This is a genomic window from Pseudomonas sp. NPDC089401 (genome assembly GCF_044749485.1).
Classification (GTDB): Bacteria; Pseudomonadota; Gammaproteobacteria; order Pseudomonadales; family Pseudomonadaceae; genus Aquipseudomonas.
In genome coordinates, this window is record NZ_JBIVIA010000002.1 from 697,816 (window position 1) to 723,202 (window position 25,387).

Sequence of the window (25,387 nt, forward strand, 5' to 3'; positions counted from 1 at the left end):
CGGTCCCTGTAGGAGCGGCTTTAGCCGCGAAGAAGACACTGCGGTGGATGGCACGGGCTTCGCCCGTGTTCGCGGCGGTTCGACGCCTCGACAAGCCCGCTCCCACAGAGATTCGCGCCAGCTTTCAGACATTGAGCAAGACAGTTGTTCCCACAGGGTCATGTGATCGCCGCCAGGTCGCCAGCGACGGGCCCCGATACGCTATCATTCGGGCAATTTTCAGGGGGGTACTCACGGATGCTCAACGGCCTTTGGCTCGGCTTTTTCCTGGTGGCGGCCGTCTCCGCCCTGGCCCAATGGCTGGTCGGTGGCAACGCCGGCATCTTCGCCGCGATGGTCGAAAGCATCTTCGCCATGGCCAAGCTGTCGGTGGAGGTCATGGTCCTGCTGTTCGGCACCCTGACCCTGTGGCTGGGCTTTCTCAAGATCGCCGAGAAGGCTGGCATCGTCGAATGGCTGGCCAAGGTCCTCGGCCCCCTCTTCGCCCGGCTGATGCCGGAAGTGCCGCCCGGTCACCCGGCGCTGGGCCTGATCACCATGAACTTCGCCGCCAACGGCCTGGGCCTGGACAACGCCGCCACGCCGATCGGCCTCAAGGCCATGCGCGCGCTGCAGGAGCTCAACCCCAGCAGCACCACGGCAAGCAACGCGCAGATCCTGTTCCTGGTGCTCAACGCCTCGTCGCTGACCCTGCTGCCGGTGACCATCTTCATGTACCGCGCCCAGCAAGGCGCCACCGACCCGACCCTGGTGTTCCTGCCGATCCTGCTGGCCACCAGTGTCTCGACCCTGGTCGGCCTGCTGTCGGTGGCGGTGATGCAGCGCCTGCGCCTGTGGGACCCGGTGGTGCTCGCCTACCTGATCCCCGGGGCACTGCTGCTGGGCGGCTTCATGGCCTTCCTGGGTACCCTCTCGGTCGCCGCGCTGGCCAGCCTGTCGTCGATCCTCGGCAACCTCACGCTGTTCGGGGTGATCATCCTGTTCCTGGTGATCGGCGCGTTGAAACGGGTGCAGGTGTACGAAGCCTTCGTCGAAGGCGCCAAGGAGGGCTTCGACGTGGCCAAGAGCCTGCTGCCGTACCTGGTGGCGATGCTGGTGGCGGTCGGCGTGCTGCGCGCCTCAGGGGCGCTGGAGCTGGCCCTGGACGGCATTCGCCATGCAGTGAGCTGGATGGGCCTGGACACCCGCTTCGTCGAAGGCCTGCCGACCGCACTGGTCAAGCCGTTCTCCGGCAGCGCGGCGCGGGCCATGCTGATCGAGACCATGCAGACCCACGGCGTGGACAGCTTCCCTGCCCTGGTGGCGGCGACCATCCAGGGCAGCACCGAAACCACCTTCTACGTGCTGGCGGTGTATTTCGGCGCGGTGGGCATCCAGCGTGTGCGTCACGCCGTCGGCTGCGCGCTGCTCGCCGAGCTGTCCGGGGTGATCGCGGCGATCTTCGTCTGCTACTGGTTCTTCGCCTGAGGCCGCACCTGGCGCTGGGCCTGGGCGCTTTGCGCCACGGTCCAGTCGACCACCTGCGCGGCCAGCTGGTCGCTCGCCGCGCCGAAACCGGCGACCACGGCTGACACGTCGCTGGCGGCCAGCGCCTGGCGCACTTCGAAGCGTCGGCTGGTGAGGATGCGCTGGCTGCGGCCCTGCACCAGGCGTGCGTCGTAGCGGATCATCACCTGCACCTTGCCCCCCGCCTGGTATTCGCTCTGGAACGCCTGCAGCTCGCCGGCCAGCTCGTAGTCGGCCTGCAGGTTGCTGTCGTCGGCGCTCAGGCGCTGCACCCGGCCGTCACGCTGGAAGCCATCGAGCAGGCGGTTGCGCACCAGCAACGGCACTGGATCGCTCCAGCGTGCGCCCTTGTAGCTGCTGAGCACATCGCCCTGGGGAATCACGGCGATGCGCGGCCCGGCCAGGGTTTCGCTGGCCAGCGGCTTGTTCAGGCGCAGCGACCAGTCCACCGGGGTGGCGCCGTGGCTGGCCTGGTTGACCGGCAGGCGGTAGATATCCAGCGGCTCGCTCTGCGGCAGGATCGAGCAGGCGCTGGCCAGGCTCAAGGTGGCCGCCAGGGCCAGCAGGCGCAGCGAAGGGGTCATGGCTGGAACTCCTTGTTGTTGTCGCGGCCCAGCAGATAGCCGCTCGGGTCGGCTTCCAGGCGCCGCGAGATGCCCTTGAGCGCGTTGAGCGTTTCGCGCAGTTCGCGGATGGCCGGGGTCAGCTGGTTGAGGCCCTGGGCGCCGTCATCGATCGACTCGCGGTTGTCCTGCAGCAGGTTGTTGAGGGTCGCGGCGCTTTCGGCCAGCGACTGCATGGCCTGTTCGGCGCTGCCGATGGCTTGCTTGCCCTGGGTGCCGAGCAGGCCATTGGCGTTGCGCATCAGGGTCTGGGTTTCGGCCAGGGTGGCGTTGGCCTGCTTGCCGACCTGGGCCAGCTGCGAAATCGCCTCGCTGATGCCGCCCTTCTGGTTGGCGAAGGCGCCGGTGGTCTGGTCGAGGTTGGCCAGGGTGTTGTTCAGGTGCTCGATGTTGCGGTCCGAGAACATCTGCGTGGCGTTGTGCAGCAGCAGGTTGATGTTGGTCACCAGGTCGCTGCTGTCATTGAGCAGGCGCGAGATCGGCGACGGCGAGGCGATGATCACCGGCAGCTTGCCGTCCCTGCCCTTGAGTTCGGGGCTCTGCGGCGTGCCGCCGCTGAGCTGGATGAACGAGTTGCCGGTGACCCCGGCCAGGGTCAGCTTGGCCTGGGTATCCTCCTTCACCGGCGTGTCGCCGCTCAGGCGCACCCGCGCCAGCACCCGACGCGGGTCTTTCGGGTCCAGGCGCAGGCTGGAGACATCGCCCACCTTGATGCCGTTGTACTGCACCGGGCTGCCGCGGGACAGGCCCGAGACCGCTTCGTTGAAGATCACTTCGTAGTCCTTGAAGGCGTCGTCGACGCTGGACTTGGTCAGCCACAGGCCGAACAGCATGGCGCCGGCGACCACCAGGACGGTGACCAGGCCGATGAGGACGTGATGAGCTCGGGTTTCCATGCTTCAGCGCTCCTGCCCGGCGCTGGCGGCAGCGTGTTCCGCCGCGCGCCCGCGTGGGCCGTGAAAGTATTCGTGGATCCAGGGGTCGTCGGTGTGCTCGACCTCGGTCAGGGGGGCGGCGACCAGCACCTTCTTCTGTGACAGCACGGCCACGCGATCGGTGATGGTGTAGAGCGTGTCCAGGTCGTGGGTGATCAGGAACACGCTCAGGCCCAGGGCATCGCGCAGGGTCAGGATCAGCTGGTCGAAGGCGGCGGCGCCGATCGGGTCGAGGCCGGCGGTGGGCTCGTCGAGAAACAGGATGTCCGGGTCCAGGGCCAGGGCGCGGGCCAGGGCCGCGCGCTTGACCATGCCGCCGGACAGCGACGCGGGGTACTTGTCGGCGGCGGAGATCGGCAGGCCGGCCAGGGCCAGCTTGACCCCGGCCAGGTGCTCGGCGTCGGCGCGCGACAGGCCGGCGTGCTCGATCAGCGGCAGGGCGACGTTCTCGGTCACGGTCAGCGAAGAGAACAGCGCGCCCTTCTGGAACAACACGCCGAAGCGCCGCTCGATCCGCGAACGCTCGGCCTCGCGCAGCCCGGCCAGGTCTTCGCCGAACACCTTGATCTGGCCCTCGTTGGGCCGGCGCAGGCCGATGATGCTGCGCAGCAGCACCGACTTGCCGCTGCCCGAGCCACCGACCACGGCGAGGATCTCGCCGCGGTACAGGTCGAGGTCGAGGCCCTGGTGCACCACCTGGCTGCCGAAGCGGTTGCAGATGCCCCGCGCTTCGATCACCGCTTCACGCTCGCTCACCAGCCCATCTCCATGCAGAACAGTGCCGCCAGCGCATCGAGCACGATGACCACGAAAATCGACTGGACCACGGCCGAGGTGGTGTGGGCGCCGACCGATTCGGCGCTGCCGCTGACCTTGAAGCCTTCCAGGCAGCCGATGGCGGCGATCAGGAAGGCGAACACCGGCGCCTTGGCCAGGCCCACCAGGAAGTGCTGCACGCCGATGTCGCTCTGCAGCAGCGACAGGAACATCGCCGGCGAGATGTCCAGGGACAGGGCGCAGACCACCGCGCCGCCGACGATGCCGCAGATCATCGCGACAAAGGTCAGCAGCGGCAGTGAAATCAGCAGTGCCAGCACCCGCGGCACCACCAGCAGCTCGATCGGGTTCAGGCCCAGGGTGCGGATGGCGTCGATTTCCTCGTTGGCCTTCATCGAGCCGATCTGCGCGGTGAAGGCACTGGCGGTGCGCCCGGCCATGAGGATGGCGGTCAGCAGCACGGCGAACTCGCGCAGGAACGAGAACGCCACCAGGTCGACGGTGAACACGGTGGCGCCGAATGCCGCCAGCACCGTGGCGCCGAGGAAGGCCACCACGGCGCCGACCAGGAAGGTCAGCAAGGCGACGATCGGGGCTGCGTCCAGGCCGGTCTGTTCGATGTGCGCGACCACCGGCGTGACCCGCCAGCGGTGCGGTTGCACCAGCCTGCGCAGGACGGTTTCGAGGATCAGCCCGACGAAGCCGAGCAGCTGCATGCTGTCCTGCCACAAGGTGCCGACGGCGCAACCGATGCGCGCCAGCAGCAGGAGCAGGATGTTGCGCTCGGGCTGCTTGACCGGGATGCAGTAGTCCTGCACCGAGTGGTAGACGTTCCTGAGCAGCGCGCGGCTGGCGTCGGGCAGGTCGTGGGTGCACTGGGAAAGGCGTTGCGCGCCGAGCAGCTCGGCCAGCAGCGAGGCCCCGGCGGTGTCGAGGCGCCCCAGCTGGCTGAGGTCGGCGACGGCATCGGCGCCGTACTGGCTGCGCAGGCGCTCGCTGTCGCGCTTGAGGCTGGCGTAGTGGGCCAGGGTCCAGTCGCCGGCGATACGCAGGCAGGCCGGCTGGCTGTTGGTGTCCAGGGTGGCGCTGGGGGTGGTCATGGGCTCCATGCATCCGGCTGGGCGTAGAGGCTGATCATAGCGCAGCGGGCATGGAGCAGTATGTTGAGAATGTGCTGTGAAGGTTGACTCCGTCCCTGTGGGAGCGGGGTTACCCGCGAAGTAGGTAACGTGGTGGATGGCACCGGCTTCGCCGGTGTTCGCGGGTAAACCCGCTCCCACAGGTGATTGCATTAGCCTCCAGGGGGCTCAACCCGCGGGCGCGTCGTCCACCACCTTGAAGCGCAGCACGCCGATCACCTGGCCATCCTCGGTCAGCACCCGCACCTGCCACTTGCCCACCGGGTTGGGCGGGAAGTTCTGCTTGTGGGTCCAGGCGCGGTAGCCTTCCTTGCGCCCGCCGTGGATATCCAGGGCGATGCGGTCGACTTCCTGGCCGTCCTTCTGCCACACGTGGTAGATGCGTTCGTTGAGGCCGCGTGGGGCGTTGATCGAGGTGTAGGCATACAGGCCGGCGCTGCGGATGCGGCTGGCGGCGATCTCGTCCAGCGATTCGCCCGGCTGGCGGTTGATCACCTCGGTGCTGACGGCCACCTGGGTCATCCACAGGGTCGCCGGGGGCACCCAGGAGCGCAGCAGCCAGCCGCCGCCACCGACCGCCAGGGTCACCAGCACCAGCGCCGCGCCACGGCGCCAGCTGTTGATCGGGAAGCTGCTGGCCAGGCTTGGGAACGACAGCACCATGGCGGCGATCAACGCCAGCTTGAAGCTTTGCGCGGTGGTCAGGTTGAGGATGATCGGTAGCGCGGTGAGCAGGGCGGCGAACAGCGTCAGGGTATGCATCGCCAGGAACAGCCAGCGCCGCGGCGCCACCCACTTGTAGTACAGCGGGTCGACGATGGACACCAGCCCGGCCGCGCCGAGCAGGCCGGTGAAGACCAGCTGGCCGCTGTTCCAGGTGGTGGTGATGAAGAAGAACGGCAGGACGAAGAACAGGCTTTCCTGGTGGATCATCTGCGTCGCATAGCGCAGCAGCGGTTGTGGGATCTCGCGGTTGAAGGTGCGGGTAAACAGGCCGGTCAGGGTGTTCTCGAACATCAGCCAGACCCAGCTGACCAGCATCAGGATGGCGATCCAGCTGGCCAGGCTGGCCTGGCGGTCGACCAGAATGAAACTGCCGATGCCGGACAGGAAACCACCGAGGGCGATCACGCCGGGGTAGCGTTTTAGCAGTTCGATGATGCGCAGGACGATGGAGGGTATTGGGGGCATGGGTCTACAACAGGCATTGGGGGTGGCTGTGCCGGCCTCTTCGCGGGTAAACCCGCTCCCACAGGGGCCGCACACAGCTTGAGGGCAGTGCATTACCTGTGGGAGCGGGTTTACCCGCGAAAGGGCCGGTACTGGCAAAAGGATACCGCTGATTCACCGCTGGCGTGTAGCACCACTGGGCCGGTCCGGCTTGTGCCGCCGCCAGCGCAGCAGCCCCAGCGCCAGGATCAACCCCAGCAACAACGCCACCCACCCATAGAGTTCGTCATACCCCAGGAACGGCGCCTCGACCCGCAGGTACCCCTCGCCCTTGAGCAGATCCTTCAGCGCCGCATTGGCCTGGGCCAGCGTCACCTGGCGCAGCTTGCGCGCCGGGTCGGCGAAGCGCCCGTTGTCGTAGTCGTTCAGCGCGCCCCAGTAATAGTCGGCCAGCGCACTGTTGCCCTGGGTGCCCCAGCTTTCCTTGGCCACCGCGGCATCCTTGATGCGGGCGAAGGTATCCGGGTCCAGGCCTTCCTTGCGCAAGTGATCGAACAGTTGCTGCATCACCTCCACGGCCTTGTCGACGTCGGCACGCTCGAGGTCGGCGTTGAGGCTGAGCAGGCCGGTGTCGCCAAAGCTTTCACGCTGTGCCGAAGGCCCGTAGGAAAGCCCTTCGCGCAGGCGCAGCTGGTCGTACAGGGCCCAGTCCAGGTAGCGCGAGAGCAGGTCGAGGGTTTCCTGGTGGTCGTTGTCCAGCACCGGCTCGACGAACAGCCAGTGCAGCTTGACGCTGTCGCCGAGCACGCCGCGGGTCAGCTCGCGGCGTTGCTCGGCCGGCTGGCTGATGCTTTCCAGGGTGCGTCGCTCTCCGGGTTCCACCGCCGGCAGCTCGCCGAAGGTACGCTCCAGGTAGGCCGGCAACAGGCGGTCGAGGCCGCCGACCACGATCAGGCTCATGTTGTTGGCGGCGTACCAGTGCTCGCGCAGGGCCTGCACCTGCTCCAGGGTCATGTCGTCGACGTTGGAGCGCTCGGGGCACTTCAGGCCCAGTTCGGTGGCCAGCTGGTCGCTGGCCGGGTGGCCGATGTCCTGGCGGTCGAGCCAGCGTTGCAGGTGACCGTAGTGGCCGCCGTCCTCGCGCTCGATGATGCGCTTGGCGGTGGCCAGCGACTTGGCGTCGATGCGCGTGTCGCGAATGATCGCCAGCAGCAGGTCGAGGACCTTGCGCTGGTTGCGCGCCGGGGCCTCGATGACGAAGGTGGTGTCGGCGCTGCTGGTGAAGGCGTTCCACTCCCCGCCCAGGCTTTGCAGGCGCTCTTCCAGGCCGCCCTCGCCGGTGTCGTCGATGCCGGTGAACAGCAGGTGCTCGAGCAGGTGCGGCAGCTCTTTCTGCGAGCAATCGAAGTCGTCCAGGCCAACGCCCACCACCAGGCGGATGGCCACGTGGTCGCGTTCATAGCCGGACTTGAGGACCACCTGCAGGCCGTTGGGCAACAGGTAACCCTCGACCCGCGTGCGGTCGAGGGCCAGTGAGGGCAGGCTGCAGATCAGCAGGCAAACGAACATCAGGCAACGCATGGGCGAGCGACGGTCTCCAGGTGTGCGAGATCAGGACAGGGGGTTTTCTTCCGGTACGTTGTCGAGCATCAGCCCGCCGGTGTCCGAGCCGCCCAGTACCACATAGGCACTGCTGCAGAACAAAGAGTTCAACCGTTTCATGTCGGCGATCAATTCCAGGTGCAGCGAACTGGTTTCAATGCTTTGCACCACTTTACGCTGTAAACGGCTGACATGGGCGTGGGCCAGACGCCGTTCCTGGGCGCGAAAACGGCGTTTTTCCCGCAGAAGAAGTTGCGCGCTGTGCGGATCGGCGCTGAGGAACACCGACAGCCCCAGGCGCAGATTGGCCAGCAGCTGTTCCTGCAGGCCGGCCAGTTCTTCCAGGCCGACCTGGGAAAACTCCCGGCGCTGGCTGGTCTTCTGCTGCTGAACCTTGCGCAGCATGCGCTCGATCAGGTCACAGGCAAGCTTGAGGTTGATCGCCAGCTCGATGATCTCGGCCCAGCGTTGGTTGTCCTGCTCGCTGAGGTCTTCACGGGGCATCTGCGCCAGGTACAGCTTGATCGCGCTGTACAGGCCCTCGGCATCCTCGCCCAGCGCCCGCACCTGTTGCGGCATGGCGGTGTGGGTACCGCGCAGGGCGCCGAGCATGGCCTCCAGCAGGCTGTCGACGATGTCGCCCAGGCGCAAGGTCTCGCGGGCGGCGTTGGCCAGGGCCAGGCTGGGTGTGGCCAGGGCGGAGGCGTCCAGGTGGCGCGGGCGGATCTGGCCGTTGTCGGCCTTGCGCTCGGGGAGCAGGCGATCGCACAGGCGGCCCATGGGTTTGACCGTGGGCAGCATGATCAGGCAGCGCAGGGTGTTGTAGAGCAGGTGGAAGCCGATCACCAGCTCCTGCGGGCTGAAGCTCAGGCTGTCCATCCACTCCACCAGCGGGTGCAGCACGGGGATGATCAGCAGCAGGCCGATCAGCTTGTACAGCAGGCTGCCCAGGGCTACGCGGCGACCGGCGGCGTTCTGCATGCTGGTGCTGATGAAGGCCAGCAGGCCGCTGCCGATGTTGGCGCCGACCACCAGGCCGATGGCCACCGGCAGGCTGATGACTTCGGCGCCGGCCAGGGTGGCGGTGAGCAGCACGGCCGCCAGGCTGGAGTACGACACCATGGCGAACAGCGCGCCGACCAGGGCATCGAGCAGGATGTCACCGGTCAGCGAGGCGAACAGTACTTTCACGCCCTGGGCGTGGGTGATGGGCGCGGCAGCCTGCACGATCAGCTGCAGGGCCAGGATGATCAGGCCCAGGCCGATGCCGACACGGCCCAGCTGGCCGACGCGGGTCTGCTTGCGCGAGAGGAAGAAGATCACTCCAAGGAAGAGCAGCAGCGGTGACAGCCACGACAGGTCGAAGGTCAGCACCCGCGCCATCAGCGCGGTACCTACATCGGCGCCGAGCATGATCGCCAGGGCCGGGGTCATGGCCATCAGGCCTTGGCCGACGAACGAGGTGACCAGCATGGCGGTGGCGTTGCTGCTCTGTACCACGGCGGTGACGACGATGCCGGCGACGAACGCCAGCGGCCGGCGGTCCATGTTCTGGCTGAGCACGCGGCGCAGGTCGGAACCGAATACCCGCAGGATGCCGGTGCGCACGATATGTGTGCCCCAGACCAGCAATGCCACGGCGGAAAGCAGGTTGAGCAAGGTCAGCATGGTCGAGCCCCCCTTTGTTCTCGTGCTCCAGTGGCGGAGCCAAAAATGGGTGAAGCGGCAAGCCTGGCCCGGGGGTGGGTGTTTTTATCCAGTGCTTACACTAGCTGTAGTTGTTTTACGTGAGAGATGCCAGCTTGGCATGGGGGGCGGGGGATTGAAACCTTTCTGTCATGAAGCTTTGCCAGCGTGGCCTGCATCGCGGGCAAGGCTCGCTCCTACCGTAGGAGCGAGCCTTGCCCGCGATGGGCCAGGTGCTGTTACTGCCCAGGAATGTCCTTGCGCAGTTTCACCGGGTCGTGCTCCTTGCCTTCCTTGCGCGCCAGGGCGGTGCGCATGCGGATGTTGATCGCTTCCACGGCCAGCGAGAAGGCCATGGCGAAGTAGACGTAGCCCTTGGGCACGTGCACCTCGAACGCTTCGGCGATCAGCACGGTACCGACGACGATCAGGAAGGAAAGCGCAAGCATCTTCAGCGATGGGTGCTTGTCGATGAAGTCGCTGATGGCGCCGGCGCAGGCCATCATCACCAGCACCGCGACGACGATCGCGGCGATCATCACCGGCACGTGCGAGACCATGCCCACGGCCGTGATCACCGAGTCCAGGGAGAACACGATGTCGATGATGGCAATCTGGATGATGGTGTAGAAGAACTTGCCGCCCGCGCCCTTGGGCTCGTCGCTGCTTTCGTCTTCGCCTTCCAGGCCGTGGTAGATCTCCTGGGAGCTTTTCCACAGCAGGAACAGGCCGCCGAAGAACAGGATCAGGTCACGCCCGGAAATGCCCTGGCCGAACACCACGAACAGGTCGGCGGTCAGGCGCATTACCCAGGTGATCGACAACAGCAGCATGATGCGGGTGACCATGGCCAGGGCCAGGCCGAAGATCCGCGTGCGCGGTTGCATGTGCTTGGGCATGCGGCTGACCAGGATCGAGATCATGATGATGTTGTCGATCCCGAGCACGATCTCGAGCGCGGTGAGGGTGAAAAAGGCAACCCAGATTTCCGGGCTGGTCAGCCATTCCATGTGTACGTCCTTCGAACGGTGAAGGCGACGCGCCCGGAGCAGGTGCGTCGCGATGGGTGATGCGTGTTTATTAAAGACTACTGAACAGCGGGAAAATGCCCATCAGCAGCGCGGCGAACATTATGCACAGGCAAACCAGCACTGCCCATTTCAAGGTGAAGCGTTGGTGGTCGCCGAATTCGATGCCGGCCAGGGCCACCAGCAAGTAGGTCGAAGGCACCAGTGGGCTGAGCAGGTGCACCGGCTGGCCGACGATCGAAGCACGGGCCATTTCCACCGGGCTGATGCCGTAGTGGCTGGCAGCTTCCGCCAACACCGGCAGCACGCCGTAGTAGAAGGCGTCGTTGGACATGAAGAAGGTGAAAGGCATGCTGACGATCGCCGTGATCACCGCCAGGTAAGGCCCCAGGGCCTCCGGGATGACTGCCAGCAGGCTCTTGGACATGGCCTCGACCATGCCGGTGCCGGACAGGATGCCGGTGAAGATGCCGGCGGCGAAGATCAGCCCGGTCACCGCCAGCACGCTGCCGGCGTGGGCGGCGATGCGGTCCTTCTGCTGCTGCAGGCACGGGTAGTTGACGATCATGGCGATGCTGAAGGCGATCATGAACAGCACCGGCAGCGGCAGCATGCCGGCGATCAGCGCGACCATCAGCGCGGCGGTCAGGGCACCGTTGAAGTAGATCAGCTTGGGCCGGCGCGCTTCGGGGAACTGCGACACGCTGATTTCGCTGTGGTCGATGTCGTCGGTCGGCAGGTGCAGTTCGCCCAGGCGGGCACGTTCGCGCTTGCCGTACAGATAGGCGATGGCGAGGATCGCCAGCACGCCGAAGACCATGGCCGGGATCATCGGCACGAAGATGTCCGACGGGTCCACGTGCAGGGCGCTGGCGGCGCGGGCGGTCGGGCCACCCCAGGGGGTTATGTTCATCACCCCGCCGGCGAGGATGATCAGCCCGGCCATGATCCGTGGGCTCATGCCCAGGCGGCTGTACAGCGGCAGCATGGCGGCGCAGCAGATCATGTAGGTGGTGGCGCCGTCACCGTCGAGCGACACCACCAGGGCCAGCACGGCGGTGCCGACCGAGACTTTCAGCGGGTCGCCCTTGACCAGCTTGAGGATCTTGCGCACGGCCGGGTCGAACAGGCCGGAGTCGATCATCAGGGCGAAGTAGAGGATGGCGAACATCAGCATCACGCCGGTGGGCGCGAGCTTGCTGATGCCTTCGAGCATCATCGGGCCGATCTTGGCGGAAAAACCACCGAACAGGGCGAACAGGATCGGTACCAGGATCAGCGCGATCAAGGCCGACAGGCGCTTGGTCATGATCAGGTACATGAAGGTGATGACCATGGCGAAGCCGAGGAAGGTCAGCATGGCAATACTCCAGGCGTGGCGCGGCGAACAGGAAAAGTCGATTCGGGCGGATCAGCGCACGGGGCGCTGCACGACGAGCATGCGGAGGGGGACTGCGGGAAGGCGGGCGGGGAAGGACATCAGAATCACCATTGTTGTTGTTGATGGGCCGGGCGCGGAATATTCCGGATGCCCTGGCTGACCGGTCTTGTGCCGGTAGTGGCGGCTATCCTAGGAGGACAAGCTTTCAGCCAGCTTTCGCTGGCAAATCGGCGACGGGAGGTAAGTGATGCAGGATGTGACCGAGGGTGGCTGCCATTGCGGCGCCCTGCGCTACCGGTTGACGGGCGAGCTGACGGATGTTGCCCATTGTCATTGTTCGATTTGCCGGCGGGTCAGCGGCGGGTTGGTGGTGACCTGGGTCACCCTGCCCCGTTCGGGGTTTCGCTGGATGGCGGGGCGTCCGCAGTGCTACGTGGCGCCGGCCAGCTGCAAGCGCTATTTCTGCGGGGAATGCGGGGCGCATGTGGCGTTGGTCACCGAGCATAGCCCGGGCAGCATCGATGTGACGGTGGCGACGCTGGATCATCCGGAGTTGGTGCCGGCCAGGCGGCATATCTGGGTGGGTAGCCGGTTGCCGTGGGTGCATCTGGATGAGCAGTTGCCTGGGGAGGCTGAGGAAGAGCTCTAGGCCTTGTGTTGGTTTTGCTGGCCTCTTCGCGGCTAAAGCCGCTCCCACAGGTATTGTGCAGTCCCTGTGGGAGCGGCTTTAGCCGCGAAGAGGCCGGTACAGGTGTTATGGCAACTGCAGGCCGCCAGCGGCTTTGTGCAGCGCCCGCAGATGCTCGCCGATCTGCTTCACATTGGCCTCGACCGCAGCAATCTCCCTGGCCCGCGCCGGCTCCAGCAGCGCCCTCACCTCTTTGTCCAGGCTGGTGCTCAGCCGCAACAACTGCGCCTGCCGTTCGCTGCTCTGCTGCTCCAGGTGCTTGCGCTCTTCCGCTTGCGGTAGCCCGTAGCCCTTGGCCTCCAGCAGCTCGGCCGGGCGGCTGAGGAAGCCGCTGTTGGCGAGCATCTCCTTGAGGGTGGCATCAGCCTGGCTGGTGCTCCCGTCCTTCAGCGCGGCAGCATTCAGGTAGCGTTGCTTCACCTCGTCCTGGGCCAGCAGCAGCTGGCGGCGCAGGCTGGCCTGCTCGAGCAGCAGCAAGGCCGCGCTGGTGCGCAGGTCGGCCTTGGCGAACCAGGGCTGGCGCTGGTCGGCATCCAGGGCCAGCCAGTCCTCCACCGCGGCCTGCCTGATCGGCAGCTGCTTGCGCAGCACGTCGAACATGACCTGGTAGCGTTCACGGTAAGAGTCGAAGCGGTAACCCAGGCGCAGGGCCTCGCGCGGGTCGTCGAGCACGCTGGTGTCGGCCAGCCCCCTGCCCTTGAGCACGGCCAGCAAGCCATTGGGCATGATGCTGTCGAGGTCATTCAGGCGTGGGTTGGCGGTGCCGCTGCGCAGCAGTTTCAACGACTCCACCGCGCAGTTGTTGGACAGGAACCAGTAATTGCCGTCGTAGCTCCAGTGCATCTCGGCGGCCTGGCGCACCAGGTTCTCGATTTCTTCGCGGTCGAGCTTCAGCGGCACCGAGGCCAGGCTGCGCAGTTCGGTCTTGGTGTATTCGTCGATCACCTGGGCCAGCGGCAGTACGAACAACCGCGAGGGATAGACGCCGACCAGGCCGTCCCAGCTGGACAACTGCACGTCGTTGACGAAGGCGCGGTACGACAGCACCAGGCTCTGGTCGAGGTCCAGGCGGCAATCCGGCCCGCGCGGGCGGCCCGGCTTGCAGATCACCAGGCGCAGCATGCTGTGGCCCCAGCGGCTGACCAGGTTCTGGTTGGCCTCGGCCAGCAGGTAATCCACTTCATAGACGCGCTCGGGGTCGATCTCGCCCAGCGGCTGGCGGGCGAAGTCATTGCCGGCATTGATGAAAGGCAGGCTCTTGGCGCAGGTGTTCTGCTGGGGTGCCCAGGCGAAGTGCTCGCGCAGGTACTGGTTGAGCGCCGGGCGGCGGCAGCCGTAGCTCGGGTCGAGGAGGAAGTACTCCATGTTGACCGCGATGTACTCCTTGGGGCTGCTCAGTTCGTAGCTGTCGGGGCTGCGCACGAACTGGCCGTTGCTCAACTCGCGCTCGCCGCGTCGGCCCACGTACTGCTGCCAGCCGGCGAGGTCGAGCAGGCGCGGGTCGTCGCTGAGGGTGAAACGGCGCTCGGCCTGGCCACGGCACGCCTCGGGCAGGCCGACTTTGCCCAGGGTGCCTTGCTGGCGCTTGCAGCGGGCGATCAGGGTCCGTTCGGTCGCTGGCCACAGGCGGGCGCGGTCATAGACGTGGGTCAGTTCGTGCAGCACGGTGGCCAGCAGTTCTTCACGCACGGTGCCATGGGGGCGTTGGGTGAGCTCGGTGGCGGCGCTGCCGTCGGTGAGGCTGGGCAGCAGACGTTTGTTGAGCTGCACCGTGGAAACCAGCGAGGCCTCGCCATAGGCGTCGGCAGGCATGGCGTCGCTCCAGCTGACTTGCACGCGGCGGTCCAGCTGTTGCTTGAAGCGTGGAGGCAGCTTGGCCAGGGCCTCGTCGAGCAGGGCCTGGGTGGCCTGGACCTGTTGCGGGTCGAGGCCAGGCGTCTGCAGCTCCAGCTGCAGGTCGGCCAGGGCGGGCGTGCCCAGCAGCGTCAGGACGCAGCCGAGCAGCCAGGCACGCACGCCGCTCACAGCGCGAGGATGGCTTCAGCCAGGACCTGGTCGCTGGCATCGCGCGCTTCGGGCAGGCGCTCGCGCAGGGTGGTGAAGGCGGCTTCGAGCTGGGCGCCGCGAATCTGGCCATTGCTGCCGACGTAGGTGGCGGCGTCGTCGTGGGCTTCACGCACCACTTTGGAGTCGCGGATCGAGGTGGTGGTGTCGGACGTGAAATCGATCGAGCGGCCAAAGGCACGGACGATGATGTTGCTGGTGGCCACCAGGGTGTGTGCCTGGGCCAGGTCGGCCAGCAGGAGCATGCCGAGGGCAGCGGCGATCAGCGGTTTACGCATGGAGCATCTCCGGAAAATGCAGGGAGTCAGGTGTGGTCATTGGACGAGAATTGCTTCAGCCAGTTCACGGTCGCCGACGGAATATTGGGCACAGCCGTGGCGCAGCGAGTCGAGCGCCGCTTCCAGGCGCGCACCGCGGATCAGGCCGTCGCTGGCCACGAAGGCCGCGGCATCGTCACGGGCCTGGCGGACCAGCTTGCGGTCGAAGGGCGCGGTGGTGACCTGGCTGGTGACGTAGCCGGTGATGACCAGTCCTTGGGTGGTGGTGTCCATGGCATGGGCGCTGCCCATGGCGACACTTGAAAACAGCAACGGCAACAAATAACGCATGGGCATTCTTAAGGCTGCAAGCGGGGTGAAAGCGGGCTCAGGTGCGCAGGCCTGCGCTTGCGCACCTGTTGTGCATCGCCGGGATCAGAGGGCCAGGATGGCCTGGGCCAGCTGGTCGTCGCTGGCCTGCAGGGCCGGCATGCTCGAGCGGATGTGCAGGAAGGCGCTTTCCAGTTTGGCGCCGCGGATGTCGCCCTGGCTGCCGACATAGGTCGCGGCGTCGTCGCGTGCGGCCTGGACGATCTTGTCGTCGCGCAGCGAGGAGGACAGGTCGGAGGTGGCGTCGGTGCTGGCGGCAACCGCACGCACGACGGCATCGGTGGTGACGACGAAGCTGCTGGCGTTGGCGGTGCCGGCCAGGCAGAGCAGCAGGGCGGCACCCATCAGGTGGTTACGGGACATGAGCGTGGACTCCTGGGAGCGGGTCGGGGTGGTTCTGCACCATCTGACGTTTTCACGGCGCGTCACGGTACGTTTTCAACATCCGGTTCTACCAGACTGTTGAGCGAAGCGTATCACGCGCTGCTGTATCGGGATGTTAACCGGCGTCGTGAAAGTTAACTGTTATGGTGCTTGATGTGGTTTTTATAAATTGTACTGTTCAGCGTGCCGGGCGCTCTGGCGCGGGCCCTGTAAACAAAAAACCCGTCGCAGTCACCTGCAACGGGTTAGGGGAATCGCGGTGCCGGCCTGGGCCAGCGAACCGGAGCTTAGCGCCAGAACGGCTTGCTCAGCTCTTCATAACGCTGCGACTCGCTGATACCAGCGTCGGCCAGCAGGCGGGCGTCCAGGCGAGCCAGTTGACGACGGCTGGCCATGCGGCGCTGCCACAGCAGCAGGGTGGAGATGGCGCGCAGTGGCATCGAAGCCTTGGACTGCTGGGCGTTGCTTTCAAAAACCAGACCGGAACTGAGGGTACGTTCCATGATGCTTCATCCTTCCGCTTATGGCGGGATTAGGTAGTGATTTAACTGATGCCAATGATCCTCCTCTGCTGTCCAGAACAGTAGATACAGTTCGGTGGCAATGCGATGGGCCAGTTAACTGTCTGAGCGGACTGTTGCACTCGAAATAGGCGGAACTGTACCGGTCTGCACTATCGCGGTGCATTTCTAGCGGATGCGAGGTTTGGGAAGGGCGTGAGATGCAGAAATAAACAGTACAGTAGTACAGTTTTATTCAATTCAGTGGGTGAGTATTAGGTACAGACTGTACTGGCACTGTTGTAGGAGCGGCCTTGTGTCGCGAAAGGGCCGCAACGCGGCCCCAGGGTTTCAAGGCTGTAGCTGAAATTGCTGGGGCCGCTACGCAGCCCTTTCGCGACGCAAGGCCGCTCCTACAGACCCGCGCGTAGCGAATCAGCTGGCGAGCATGCGCCCGGTTTCTTCCAGGTTCTCGTGCCAGCTCAGCGCTTCACGGAGGATGTGCGGGGTGTGCCCGCCGCGCTGGCAGGCGCGGTCGAAGTAGTCGTTCAGCGCGGCGCGGTAGTCCGGGTGCACGCAGTTGTCGATGATCGCCCGGGCCCGCTCGCGCGGCGCCAGGCCGCGCAGGTCGGCCAGGCCCTGTTCGGTGACCAGGATGTCGACGTCGTGCTCGGTGTGGTCGACGTGGCTGACCATCGGCACCACGCTGGAAATAGCACCACCCTTGGCAATCGACTTGGTGACGAATACGGCCAGGTGGGCGTTGCGGGCGAAGTCGCCGGAGCCGCCGATGCCGTTCATCATCCTGGTGCCGCAGACGTGGGTCGAGTTGACGTTGCCGTAGATGTCGAACTCCAGCGCGGTGTTGATGCCGATGATTCCCAGGCGACGCACCACTTCAGGGTGGTTGGAGATCTCCTGCGGGCGCAGCACCAGCTTGTCCTTGTAGCGCTCCAGATTGCCGAACACGTCGGCGTTGCGCCGGCTCGACAGGGTGATCGAGCTGCCCGAAGCGAAGCTCAGCTTGCCGGCGTCGATCAGGTCGAAGGTCGAGTCCTGCAGCACTTCGGAGTACATGGTCAGGTCTTCGAACGGCGACTCGATCAAGCCGCACATCACCGCGTTGGCGATGCTGCCGATGCCGGCCTGCAGCGGCCCGAGCTTGTTGGTCATGCGGCCGGCGTCCACTTCCTTCTTGAGGAAGTTGATCAGGTGGTCGGCGATGCCCTGGGTTTCGTCATCCGGCGGCAGTACGGTGGACGGCGAGTCCGGCTGGTCGCTGATGACGATGCCGACGATCTTGGCCGGGTCGATCGGGATGGCGGTGCTGCCGATACGGTCGTCGACTTTAACCAGCGGGATCGGCGTGCGGGTCGGGCGGTAGGTCGGGATATAGATGTCGTGCAGGCCTTCGAGGTTGGCGTTGTGCGACAGGTTGATCTCGACGATCACTTGCTTGGCGAAGATCGCGAAGCTGGCCGAGTTGCCCACCGAGGTGGTCGGCACGATGTGGCCTTGCTCGGTGATGGCCACGGCTTCGATGACCGCGATGTCCGGCAGCTTGAGCTGCTGGTTGCGCAGTTGCTCGACGGTTTCCGACAGGTGCTGGTCGATGAACATGACCTGGCCGTCGTTGATGGCCTTGCGCAGGGTGCTGTCGACCTGGAACGGCATGCGGCGAGCCAGCACGCCGGCTTCGGTCAGTTGCTTGTCGAGGTCGTTGCCCAGGCTGGCGCCGGTCATCAGGCTGATTTTCAGTGGCGACTGCTTGGCACGTTCGGCCAGGGCATGCGGCACGGCCTTGGCTTCGCCGGCGCGGGTGAAACCGCTCATGCCGACGGTCATGCCGTCCTCGATCAGGCCAGCGGCATCAGCCGCACTCATTACCTTGCTGTGCAGGGAGGACAAGCGGATACGATCACGGTACATGGATTGTTATCTCGGGCTACTGAAACTACTGCAGCGCAGTCTAGAGACTTCGCCCCTTGGCGTCCCACGACCATGGTCGTATGAGAAGCCTTGGAATAGAGCCGTTGATCTGGATCATTGAAAAGCAAAAGCCCCGGGAGAAATCTCGCCGGGGCCTTCTATATAACGCACTGTTTGCAGCGAAACGCCTTACTCGACTGCTTTGACCATATCCTCGATGACCTTTTTCGCGTCACCGAACACCATCATGGTCTTGTCCAGGTAGAACAGTTCGTTGTCCAGGCCCGCGTAGCCGCTGGCCATGGAGCGCTTGTTGACGATGATGGTCTTGGCCTTGAACGCTTCGAGGATCGGCATGCCGGCGATCGGCGACTTCGGATCGTTCTTCGCCGCCGGGTTGACCACGTCGTTGGCACCCAGCACCAGCACCACGTCGGCCTGGCCGAACTCGGCGTTGATGTCTTCCATCTCGAACACCTGGTCGTATGGCACCTCGGCCTCGGCCAGCAGCACGTTCATGTGCCCGGGCATGCGCCCTGCCACCGGGTGGATCGCATATTTGACGGTCACGCCGTTGTGGGTCAGCTTCTCGGTCAGTTCCTTCAGCGCGTGCTGGGCGCGGGCCACCGCCAGGCCGTAGCCCGGGACGATGATCACGCTGTCGGCGTTGCTCAGCAGGAAGGTGGCGTCGTCGGCCGAGCCGGACTTCACCGGGCGCTGCTCTTTCGAGCCCTGTGCCGCACCGGCATCGGAGTCGCCGCCGAAGCCGCCGAGGATGACGTTGAAGAACGAGCGGTTCATCGCCTTGCACATGATGTACGAGAGGATCGCACCGGACGAACCCACCAGGGAGCCGGCGATGATCAGCATCGAGTTGTTCAGCGAGAAGCCGATACCGGCCGCCGCCCAGCCCGAATAGCTGTTCAGCATCGACACCACCACCGGCATGTCGGCACCGCCGATCGGGATGATGATCAGCACACCCATGACGAAGGCCAGGGCCAGCATCAGGGTGAAGGCGCTGTAGTGGCCGGTGAAGGTGAACAGCAGGCCCAGGGCGATGGTGGCCAGGCCCAGGATCAGGTTCAGCTTGTGCTGGCCGGCGAACTGTACCGGTGCGCCCTGGAACAGGCGGAACTTGTACTTGCCCGACAGCTTGCCGAAGGCGATCACCGAACCGGAGAAGGTAATGGCGCCGATTGCCGCGCCCAGGAACAGCTCCAGGCGGTTGCCAGTCGGGATCGGGTCGCTGATGGCGGCGACGATGCCCATCGACTGCGGCTCGAGCACGGCGGCGATGGCAATGAACACCGCAGCCAGGCCGATCATGCTGTGCATGAAGGCGACCAGCTCGGGCATCTTGGTCATCTCGACGCGCTTGGCCATGATCGAGCCTGCGGTGCCGCCGACCAGCAGGCCAACGAGCACATAGCCGATGCCTGCGGTGGCGAGCTCGGATCCAAGCTTATAGATGAGGCCGACGGTAGTGAGGATGGCGATCCCCATGCCGATCATGCCGAACAGGTTGCCGCGCCGCGAGGTAGTCGGGTGCGACAGGCCCTTGAGCGCCTGGATGAAGCAGATCGAGGCGACCAGGTAGAGGAGCGTTACCAGATTCATGCTCATGCTTACTTCTGCGCCTCGTTCTTGGTTTTTTTCTTGAACATCTCGAGCATGCGGCGGGTGACCAGGAAGCCACCGAACACGTTGACCGCGGCCAGGGCCACCGCCAGGGTACCCATCAGCTTGCCGGCCGGGGTGACGGTCAGGGCCGCGGCCAGCATGGCGCCGACGATGACGATCGCCGAGATGGCGTTGGTGACCGCCATCAGCGGCGTGTGCAGTGCCGGGGTGACGTTCCACACCACGTGGTAGCCGACGTAGATGGCCAGCACGAAGATGATCAGGTTGTAGATGCCGTGGGAAATCAGCATGTCTTCCATTGTCGTGCTCCTTAGCCGTTCTTGCGCACGACCTGGCCGTCGCGGCACATCAGGCACGCGGCGACGATGTCGTCTTCGAGGTTGATCACCAGCGCGCCGTCCTTGTCGAACAGCAGCTTCATGAAGTCCAGCAGGTTGCGTGCGTACAGGGCCGAGGCATCGGCGCCCAGCTGCGCCGGCAGGTTGGTCGGGCCGACGATGGTCACGCCGTTCGCCTGCACCACCTGGTCGGCGACGGTCAGCGGGCAGTTGCCGCCTTGGGCCGCGGCGAGGTCGATGACCACCGAGCCAGGCTTCATCTGCGCGACGGTCTCGGCGCTGAGCAGGGTCGGAGCCTTGCGGCCGGGGATCAGCGCAGTGGTGATGACGATGTCTGCCTGCTTGGCGCGCTCGTGCACCGCCTGGGCCTGGCGCTGCATCCAGCTGGCCGGCATCGGCCGGGCATAGCCGCCGACGCCTTCGGCGCATTCGCGCTCTTCATCGGTCTCGTAGGGCACGTCGATGAACTTGGCGCCCAGCGACTCGATCTGCTCCTTCACCGCCGGGCGTACGTCGGATGCCTCGATCACCGCACCCAGGCGCTTGGCCGTGGCGATGGCCTGCAGGCCGGCAACGCCCGCCCCCAGAATCAGCACGCGCGCGGCTTTGACGGTACCGGCGGCGGTCATCAGCATGGGCATGAAGCGTGGGTAGTGATGGGCTGCCAGCAACACGGCCTTGTAACCGGCGATGTTGGCCTGCGACGACAGCACGTCCAGGCTCTGCGCCCGCGAGGTACGCGGCGCGGCTTCAAGGGCGAAGGCGGTGATGCCGCGCTCGGCGAGCTTGCCGATCAGTTCGCTGTTGAAGGGGTTGAGCATGCCCACCAGGAGGCTGCCACTGTTGATCAGGGCGATTTCCTGGTCGTTGGGTGCGACTACCTTGAGGACCAATTGGGCGCCGTAGGCATCGGCTGCGCTCCCCAGGGAAGCGCCCACGGCCTCATAGGCACTGTCCGGAATGCTGGCGTTGAGCCCTGCCCCCCGTTGGACGGTGACCTGATGGCCCTGGCCAATCAGTTTCTTGATGGTTTCCGGGGTCGCAGCGACCCTTGTCTCACCGGTCTGCGTCTCGAGAGGAACACCAATGTGCACGACTATTTCTCCTGCGGTGACCTTTTGTCTTTGTAAGAGCCAGCGTACTGCGGATGGTGCGCTGGGGCGGCTGTGGAGCGCCGGGCCCGCCAATTCCAGGGCGGGCGAGGCATTTTGCAGACGAACCCAAGGGCCATCAACCGGTTATGGAGCGAAACGAAGTCAAAACTACAAGTCACCCTGTGACCGTATGTCGCAAGCAGCCTGCTGCAGCCCGTCAACCATGGGCCATTGGCAGATTAGGGGAAAATTTGAAATTTTTTGCGATGATTTCGCAGATTGGCTCGCAAGTGTCGTAAAAGCCTCTGAAAGCCGCGTGTTTGGCGGCTTGAAAGGGGTTTTTCGATTCACCTGAACAGTTTTCGCTTATGCGACAAAAACGTATATCTGTAGGTGTTAAAAATAATTTACTACATAAGTCGGGCAGAAGCTTCGCCCTTGTGCGAAGCGATATAGAGCCGTGCCTGCTGGACCAGCCAGTCGCGAAAGGCGCGCAGCGAGGCGGACTCGACCTTGCGCTCGGGAATCATCAGATAGTAGGCCTTGTCGCTGCTCAGTGCGTGCCTGTTGGCGACCACCAGCCTGCCCTCCTCCAGCTCGCGCTGGATCAGGAACGGCGGGATCAGCGCCACGCCCATCTGGTGCATGGCGGCCTGTGCGAGCATGGAGAATAGTTCATAGCGCGGGCCTGTCATGTCGCCCGCGATATTCAGGCCCAGGCCATTGAACCACTGGCGCCAGGCATAGGGCCGGGTGGTCTGCTGCAGCAGGGGCAGGCTGGCGATGTGCTGGGCATCGAGCATGCCCTGCCCGTCCAGCAGCGCCGGGCTGCACACCGGCAGCGGGTTTTCGCCCATCAGGCGGTGCGATTGGGTGCCGGACCAGTCGGCATCGCCGAAATAGATGGCGGCGTCGAACGGCGTATCGGCGAACAGGAACGGGCGGGTGCGGTTGGTCAGGTTGACGGTGACCTCGGGGTGGCGCTGCTGGAAGTCCTTGAGCCGCGGCAGCAGCCACTGGGTGCCGAAGGTCGGTACCACGGCCAGTTCGATGACGTTGGCGCCCTGCTGCCTCATTACCGACAAGGTGTCGCGCTCCACGGCGTCCAGCTGCGTGGCCACCTGGCGGCTGTACGACAGCCCTGCCTCGGTCAGCTTCACCCCACGCCGTGAGCGCCGAAACAGTTCGACATTGAGAAATGCCTCCAGCGCGCCTATCTGTCGACACACGGCGCCCTGGGTCAGGGCCAGTTCCAGGGCGGCCTTGGTGAAGCTCTCGTGGCGTGCGGCCGCCTCGAAGCAGACCAGGGCGGTGGTGCTGGGAATCTTGCGGCGCATGTACGTCAACCTCACTCGTAGGCTTGGAAATATGGCTTTTTGGTGAGTCTCGAAGTGACAAATTATCACTAATACGTGCGCAATCCTCGTTTGTCGCCCTGCCCGATCAGGCCTAGGATCAATGGCACAAGAAACCGCTCCCCTATTTCGAGGATTTCGCTCATGGCCGGTAAAGCAAGCTTCAACTGGATCGACCCGCTGCTGCTGGATCAGCAGCTCACTGAAGAAGAGCGCATGGTGCGTGACAGCGCTTATCAGTTCGCCCAGGACAAGCTGGCACCGCGCGTACTGGAAGCCTTCCGCCACGAGCAGACCGACCCGGCGATCTTCCGCGAGATGGGCGACGTCGGCCTGCTGGGCGCGACCATTCCCGAGCAATACGGCGGCAGCGGCCTGAACTACGTGTGCTACGGGCTGATTGCCCGTGAAGTGGAGCGCATCGACTCTGGCTACCGCTCGATGATGAGCGTGCAGTCGTCGCTGGTCATGGTGCCGATCAACGAATTCGGCAGCGAAGCGCAGAAGCAGAAGTACCTGCCCAAGCTGGCCAGCGGTGAGTGGATCGGCTGCTTCGGTCTGACCGAGCCCAACCATGGCTCCGACCCGGGCTCGATGATTACCCGGGCCAGGAAGGTCGACGGCGGCTATCGCCTGAGCGGCAGCAAGATGTGGATCACCAACAGCCCGATCGCCGATGTGTTCGTGGTCTGGGCCAAGGACGATGCCGGCGATATCCGTGGCTTCGTGCTGGAGAAAGGCTGGCAGGGCCTGAGTGCCCCGGCGATTCACGGCAAGGTTGGCCTGCGTGCTTCGATCACCGGCGAGATCGTGATGGACAACGTGTTCGTCCCGGAGGAAAACATCTTCCCGGATGTGCGTGGCCTGAAGGGGCCATTCACCTGCCTGAACTCCGCACGCTATGGCATCTCCTGGGGCGCCCTCGGGGCGGCGGAAGCCTGCTGGCACACCGCGCGCCAGTACACCCTCGACCGTCAGCAGTTCGGTCGTCCCCTGGCGGCCAACCAGTTGATCCAGAAGAAGCTGGCCGACATGCAGACCGAGATCACCCTCGCCCTGCAAGGCTGCCTGCGCCTGGGGCGCATGAAGGACGAGGGTACTGCGGCCGTGGAAATCACCTCGATCATGAAGCGCAACTCCTGTGGCAAGGCCCTGGATATCGCCCGCATGGCGCGTGACATGCTCGGTGGCAACGGTATCTCCGACGAGTTCGGCGTGGCCCGTCACCTGGTCAACCTGGAGGTGGTCAACACCTACGAAGGTACCCACGACGTGCATGCGCTGATCCTCGGGCGCGCGCAGACCGGTATCCAGGCCTTCTATTGATAAGGAGCCAGCCCATGGGCGCGCTATCTCACCTGCGGGTGCTGGATCTCTCCAGAGTGTTGGCCGGGCCCTGGTCGGGCCAGATCCTGGCGGACCTGGGGGCGGACGTGATCAAGGTCGAGCGCCCGGGCAGTGGCGATGACACTCGTTCCTGGGGGCCGCCGTTCCTCAGGGACGCCGAGGGCGAGAACACCAGTGAGGCGGCCTACTACCTGTCGGCGAACCGTAACAAGCGCTCGGTGACCATCGATTTCACCCAGCCGGAGGGCCAGCGCCTGGTGCGCGAGCTGGCGGCGAAGTCGGATATCGTCATCGAGAACTTCAAGGTCGGTGGGCTGGCGGCGTATGGGCTGGACTATGCGAGCCTGAAGGCGATAAACCCCGCGCTGATCTATTGCTCGATCACCGGCTTCGGCCAGACCGGGCCGTATGCCAAGCGTGCGGGGTATGACTTCATGATCCAGGGGCTGGGTGGGCTGATGAGCCTGACCGGGCGGCCGGAGGGTGAGGAAGGCGCGGGGCCTGTGAAGGTGGGTGTCGCATTGACCGATATCCTTACCGGACTGTACTCGACGGTGGCGATCCTGGCTGCCCTCGCCCATCGTGATCAGCATGGGGTTGGCCAGCATGTCGACATGGCCCTGCTCGATGTGCAGGTGGCATGCCTGGCCAACCAGGCGATGAACTACCTGACCACGGGCAACCCGCCACGGCGGCTGGGCAATGCTCATCCCAATATAGTGCCCTACCAGGACTTCCCTACGGCGGATGGCGATTTCATTCTTACCGTGGGTAACGATGGACAGTTCCGCAAGTTTGCCGAGGTGGCCGGGCAGCCGCAGTGGGCGGATGACCCGCGCTTCATTACTAATAAGCAGCGAGTGGCGAATCGGGCGGAGCTGATTCCGCTGATTCGCCAGGCGACGGTGTTCAAGACTACCGCCGAGTGGGTAGGCCAGTTGGAAGCCGCGGGCGTGCCCTGTGGTCCGATCAATGACCTGGCGCAGATGTTCCAGGATCCGCAGGTGGTGGCTCGGGGGTTGGCAGTGACCATGCCCCATGTGCTGGCTGGGAGTGTGCCGCAGGTGGCCAGCCCGATTCGGTTGTCGGAGACGCCTGTGGAGTATCGGCGTGCGCCGCCGCTGCTGGGGGAGCATACAGAGATGGTGTTGAGGGAGGTGCTGGGTCTTGATGCCGGCGCGGTGGAGGGGTTGCGCAGCGCTGGTGTGCTTTGATGCTGTAGCTATATAGAGAAGAGCGGGGAGGCCGTCAGGCCTCCCCGCTTTGTTTTTGGCGGTGGGGCTGGCGGGTATCTGTCTTGAGGTTGGGTTGGGGTTTGGAGGTGTTCGCCACAACCCTTGCACCGCCTATGAGATCGAGCGCCGCCCGCGCGGCGCTCGATCTCACAGGCGCAGAAAGGGTTGTGGCGGGCACCTGGTAGCCCTGATGCGGTCTTTTCCCCTATATTTCAAATAGATGAAATTAACGGTTGACGCGCTTCCGAATCCCCTTATAATGCGCCCCACTTCCAGCGACAACGGAACGACAAACTCCTTGAAATTCAACGAGTT

At 64.8% G+C, this 25,387-nt stretch carries 23 protein-coding genes; 4 read left to right on the forward strand and 19 right to left on the reverse strand.

Going from position 1 to position 25,387, the window contains the following annotated elements; genetic code table 11:
* The first annotated feature begins 237 nt into the window (after window positions 1-237).
* Entirely contained in the window at window positions 238-1,467 is a 1,230-nt protein-coding gene (locus ACIP21_RS07425) for a nucleoside recognition domain-containing protein (protein WP_400685791.1), read from the forward strand.
* Here ACIP21_RS07425 and ACIP21_RS07430 read toward each other — a convergent pair.
* The 9 genes from ACIP21_RS07430 to ACIP21_RS07470 all read right to left on the reverse strand — a co-directional run bounded on the left by ACIP21_RS07430 (window position 1,449) and on the right by ACIP21_RS07470 (window position 11,826).
* The gene (locus tag ACIP21_RS07430) at window positions 1,449-2,090 is read right to left on the reverse strand and encodes an ABC-type transport auxiliary lipoprotein family protein (RefSeq protein WP_400685794.1); all 642 of its coding nucleotides are present in this window, start codon (window positions 2,088-2,090) and stop codon (window positions 1,449-1,451) included. The two genes, ACIP21_RS07425 and ACIP21_RS07430, sit on opposite strands and share 19 nt — an antisense overlap.
* A complete protein-coding gene (locus ACIP21_RS07435; RefSeq protein ID WP_400685797.1) occupies window positions 2,087-3,025 on the reverse strand; it encodes an MlaD family protein in 939 nt (312 codons plus the stop codon). The genes ACIP21_RS07430 and ACIP21_RS07435 overlap by 4 nt, the downstream gene beginning before the upstream one ends.
* Before the next feature lie 3 nt (window positions 3,026-3,028).
* Window positions 3,029-3,820, reverse strand: a complete 792-nt coding sequence (locus ACIP21_RS07440) for an ABC transporter ATP-binding protein (RefSeq protein ID WP_400685799.1) — start codon at window positions 3,818-3,820, stop codon at window positions 3,029-3,031.
* A complete protein-coding gene (locus ACIP21_RS07445; protein WP_400685802.1) occupies window positions 3,817-4,950 on the reverse strand; it encodes an ABC transporter permease in 1,134 nt (377 codons plus the stop codon). The genes ACIP21_RS07440 and ACIP21_RS07445 overlap by 4 nt, the downstream gene beginning before the upstream one ends.
* 198 nt (window positions 4,951-5,148) lie before the next feature.
* Window positions 5,149-6,171 carry a DUF5924 family protein gene (locus ACIP21_RS07450; RefSeq protein ID WP_400685805.1) on the reverse strand — a complete coding sequence of 341 codons (1,023 nt, stop codon included), beginning with the start codon at window positions 6,169-6,171 and terminating at the stop codon, window positions 5,149-5,151.
* Window positions 6,172-6,324: 153 nt separating this feature from the next.
* Entirely contained in the window at window positions 6,325-7,731 is a 1,407-nt protein-coding gene (locus ACIP21_RS07455) for a M16 family metallopeptidase (protein WP_400685808.1), read from the reverse strand.
* Window positions 7,732-7,761: 30 nt separating this feature from the next.
* Window positions 7,762-9,420: a Na/Pi cotransporter family protein gene (locus ACIP21_RS07460; RefSeq protein ID WP_400685811.1), complete on the reverse strand. Its 1,659-nt coding sequence runs from the start codon at window positions 9,418-9,420 to the stop codon at window positions 7,762-7,764.
* Window positions 9,421-9,677: 257 nt separating this feature from the next.
* Window positions 9,678-10,448 (reverse strand): TerC family protein, encoded by a 771-nt coding sequence (locus ACIP21_RS07465; RefSeq protein WP_400685814.1) that lies wholly within the window; start codon window positions 10,446-10,448, stop codon window positions 9,678-9,680.
* 70 nt (window positions 10,449-10,518) lie between these two features.
* Window positions 10,519-11,826, reverse strand: coding sequence for a CitMHS family transporter (locus ACIP21_RS07470; protein WP_400685817.1), 1,308 nt, complete (start codon window positions 11,824-11,826; stop codon window positions 10,519-10,521).
* A gap of 268 nt (window positions 11,827-12,094) precedes the next feature.
* Between ACIP21_RS07470 and ACIP21_RS07475 the strand changes: the two genes are divergently transcribed.
* Window positions 12,095-12,496, forward strand: coding sequence for a GFA family protein (locus ACIP21_RS07475; protein WP_400685892.1), 402 nt, complete (start codon window positions 12,095-12,097; stop codon window positions 12,494-12,496).
* Window positions 12,497-12,601: 105 nt separating this feature from the next.
* On the opposite strand, the gene ACIP21_RS07480 is transcribed toward ACIP21_RS07475, so the two are convergent.
* The 10 genes from ACIP21_RS07480 to ACIP21_RS07525 form a co-directional block, all read right to left on the reverse strand.
* Window positions 12,602-14,560 (reverse strand): DUF4105 domain-containing protein, encoded by a 1,959-nt coding sequence (locus tag ACIP21_RS07480; protein WP_400685820.1) that lies wholly within the window; start codon window positions 14,558-14,560, stop codon window positions 12,602-12,604.
* Complete coding sequence (locus ACIP21_RS07485; RefSeq protein WP_400685823.1) at window positions 14,557-14,877, reverse strand: DUF2388 domain-containing protein; 321 nt, start codon at window positions 14,875-14,877, stop codon at window positions 14,557-14,559. Before ACIP21_RS07485 ends, ACIP21_RS07480 begins: the two co-directional genes overlap by 4 nt.
* 36 nt (window positions 14,878-14,913) lie before the next feature.
* Complete coding sequence (locus ACIP21_RS07490; protein ID WP_400685826.1) at window positions 14,914-15,207, reverse strand: DUF2388 domain-containing protein; 294 nt, start codon at window positions 15,205-15,207, stop codon at window positions 14,914-14,916.
* An 84-nt stretch (window positions 15,208-15,291) separates the two neighbouring features.
* Window positions 15,292-15,609: a DUF2388 domain-containing protein gene (locus ACIP21_RS07495; RefSeq protein WP_400685829.1), complete on the reverse strand. Its 318-nt coding sequence runs from the start codon at window positions 15,607-15,609 to the stop codon at window positions 15,292-15,294.
* A gap of 308 nt (window positions 15,610-15,917) precedes the next feature.
* The gene (locus ACIP21_RS07500) at window positions 15,918-16,070 is read right to left on the reverse strand and encodes a DUF1127 domain-containing protein (protein WP_371260231.1); all 153 of its coding nucleotides are present in this window, start codon (window positions 16,068-16,070) and stop codon (window positions 15,918-15,920) included.
* 495 nt (window positions 16,071-16,565) lie between these two features.
* The gene (locus ACIP21_RS07505; RefSeq protein ID WP_400685832.1) at window positions 16,566-18,059 is read right to left on the reverse strand and encodes an acetyl-CoA hydrolase/transferase family protein; all 1,494 of its coding nucleotides are present in this window, start codon (window positions 18,057-18,059) and stop codon (window positions 16,566-16,568) included.
* A gap of 189 nt (window positions 18,060-18,248) precedes the next feature.
* Window positions 18,249-19,685 (reverse strand): NAD(P)(+) transhydrogenase (Re/Si-specific) subunit beta, encoded by a 1,437-nt coding sequence (locus ACIP21_RS07510; protein ID WP_400685835.1) that lies wholly within the window; start codon window positions 19,683-19,685, stop codon window positions 18,249-18,251.
* A gap of 2 nt (window positions 19,686-19,687) precedes the next feature.
* Window positions 19,688-20,002, reverse strand: a complete 315-nt coding sequence (locus ACIP21_RS07515) for an NAD(P) transhydrogenase subunit alpha (RefSeq protein ID WP_003256966.1) — start codon at window positions 20,000-20,002, stop codon at window positions 19,688-19,690.
* Between the two features lie 11 nt (window positions 20,003-20,013).
* On the reverse strand, window positions 20,014-21,135 hold the full coding sequence (locus ACIP21_RS07520) for a Re/Si-specific NAD(P)(+) transhydrogenase subunit alpha (RefSeq protein ID WP_400685838.1): 1,122 nt from the start codon (window positions 21,133-21,135) through the stop codon (window positions 20,014-20,016).
* Between the two features lie 410 nt (window positions 21,136-21,545).
* Entirely contained in the window at window positions 21,546-22,472 is a 927-nt protein-coding gene (locus ACIP21_RS07525; protein ID WP_400685841.1) for a LysR family transcriptional regulator, read from the reverse strand.
* A gap of 162 nt (window positions 22,473-22,634) precedes the next feature.
* On the opposite strand from ACIP21_RS07525, the gene ACIP21_RS07530 reads away from it, so the two are divergent.
* Together ACIP21_RS07530 and ACIP21_RS07535 are read left to right on the forward strand one after the other, a co-directional pair.
* Window positions 22,635-23,816 carry an acyl-CoA dehydrogenase gene (locus ACIP21_RS07530; protein WP_400685844.1) on the forward strand — a complete coding sequence of 394 codons (1,182 nt, stop codon included), beginning with the start codon at window positions 22,635-22,637 and terminating at the stop codon, window positions 23,814-23,816.
* A gap of 14 nt (window positions 23,817-23,830) precedes the next feature.
* The gene (locus ACIP21_RS07535) at window positions 23,831-25,051 is read left to right on the forward strand and encodes a CaiB/BaiF CoA transferase family protein (protein WP_400685847.1); all 1,221 of its coding nucleotides are present in this window, start codon (window positions 23,831-23,833) and stop codon (window positions 25,049-25,051) included.
* Window positions 25,052-25,387: the final 336 nt, after the last annotated feature.

Excerpts from the sequence above, each read along its gene's own strand:
- ACIP21_RS07445 (WP_400685802.1), bottom strand. The coding sequence starts at position 4,950 with ATGGAGCCCATGACCACCCCCAGCGCCACCCTGGACACCAACAGCCAG.
- ACIP21_RS07535 (WP_400685847.1), top strand. The coding sequence starts at position 23,831 with ATGGGCGCGCTATCTCACCTGCGGGTGCTGGATCTCTCCAGAGTGTTG.
- ACIP21_RS07515 (WP_003256966.1), bottom strand. The coding sequence starts at position 20,002 with ATGGAAGACATGCTGATTTCCCACGGCATCTACAACCTGATCATCTTC.
- ACIP21_RS07475 (WP_400685892.1), top strand. The coding sequence starts at position 12,095 with ATGCAGGATGTGACCGAGGGTGGCTGCCATTGCGGCGCCCTGCGCTAC.
- ACIP21_RS07510 (WP_400685835.1), bottom strand. The coding sequence starts at position 19,685 with ATGAGCATGAATCTGGTAACGCTCCTCTACCTGGTCGCCTCGATCTGC.
- ACIP21_RS07455 (WP_400685808.1), bottom strand. The coding sequence starts at position 7,731 with ATGCGTTGCCTGATGTTCGTTTGCCTGCTGATCTGCAGCCTGCCCTCA.
- ACIP21_RS07430 (WP_400685794.1), bottom strand. The coding sequence starts at position 2,090 with ATGACCCCTTCGCTGCGCCTGCTGGCCCTGGCGGCCACCTTGAGCCTG.
- ACIP21_RS07500 (WP_371260231.1), bottom strand. The coding sequence starts at position 16,070 with ATGCCACTGCGCGCCATCTCCACCCTGCTGCTGTGGCAGCGCCGCATG.
- ACIP21_RS07450 (WP_400685805.1), bottom strand. The coding sequence starts at position 6,171 with ATGCCCCCAATACCCTCCATCGTCCTGCGCATCATCGAACTGCTAAAA.
- ACIP21_RS07465 (WP_400685814.1), bottom strand. The coding sequence starts at position 10,448 with ATGGAATGGCTGACCAGCCCGGAAATCTGGGTTGCCTTTTTCACCCTC.
- ACIP21_RS07425 (WP_400685791.1), top strand. The coding sequence starts at position 238 with ATGCTCAACGGCCTTTGGCTCGGCTTTTTCCTGGTGGCGGCCGTCTCC.
- ACIP21_RS07435 (WP_400685797.1), bottom strand. The coding sequence starts at position 3,025 with ATGGAAACCCGAGCTCATCACGTCCTCATCGGCCTGGTCACCGTCCTG.
- ACIP21_RS07505 (WP_400685832.1), bottom strand. The coding sequence starts at position 18,059 with ATGTACCGTGATCGTATCCGCTTGTCCTCCCTGCACAGCAAGGTAATG.
- ACIP21_RS07460 (WP_400685811.1), bottom strand. The coding sequence starts at position 9,420 with ATGCTGACCTTGCTCAACCTGCTTTCCGCCGTGGCATTGCTGGTCTGG.
- ACIP21_RS07470 (WP_400685817.1), bottom strand. The coding sequence starts at position 11,826 with ATGCTGACCTTCCTCGGCTTCGCCATGGTCATCACCTTCATGTACCTG.
- ACIP21_RS07525 (WP_400685841.1), bottom strand. The coding sequence starts at position 22,472 with ATGCGCCGCAAGATTCCCAGCACCACCGCCCTGGTCTGCTTCGAGGCG.
- ACIP21_RS07495 (WP_400685829.1), bottom strand. The coding sequence starts at position 15,609 with ATGTCCCGTAACCACCTGATGGGTGCCGCCCTGCTGCTCTGCCTGGCC.
- ACIP21_RS07490 (WP_400685826.1), bottom strand. The coding sequence starts at position 15,207 with ATGCGTTATTTGTTGCCGTTGCTGTTTTCAAGTGTCGCCATGGGCAGC.
- ACIP21_RS07530 (WP_400685844.1), top strand. The coding sequence starts at position 22,635 with ATGGCCGGTAAAGCAAGCTTCAACTGGATCGACCCGCTGCTGCTGGAT.
- ACIP21_RS07485 (WP_400685823.1), bottom strand. The coding sequence starts at position 14,877 with ATGCGTAAACCGCTGATCGCCGCTGCCCTCGGCATGCTCCTGCTGGCC.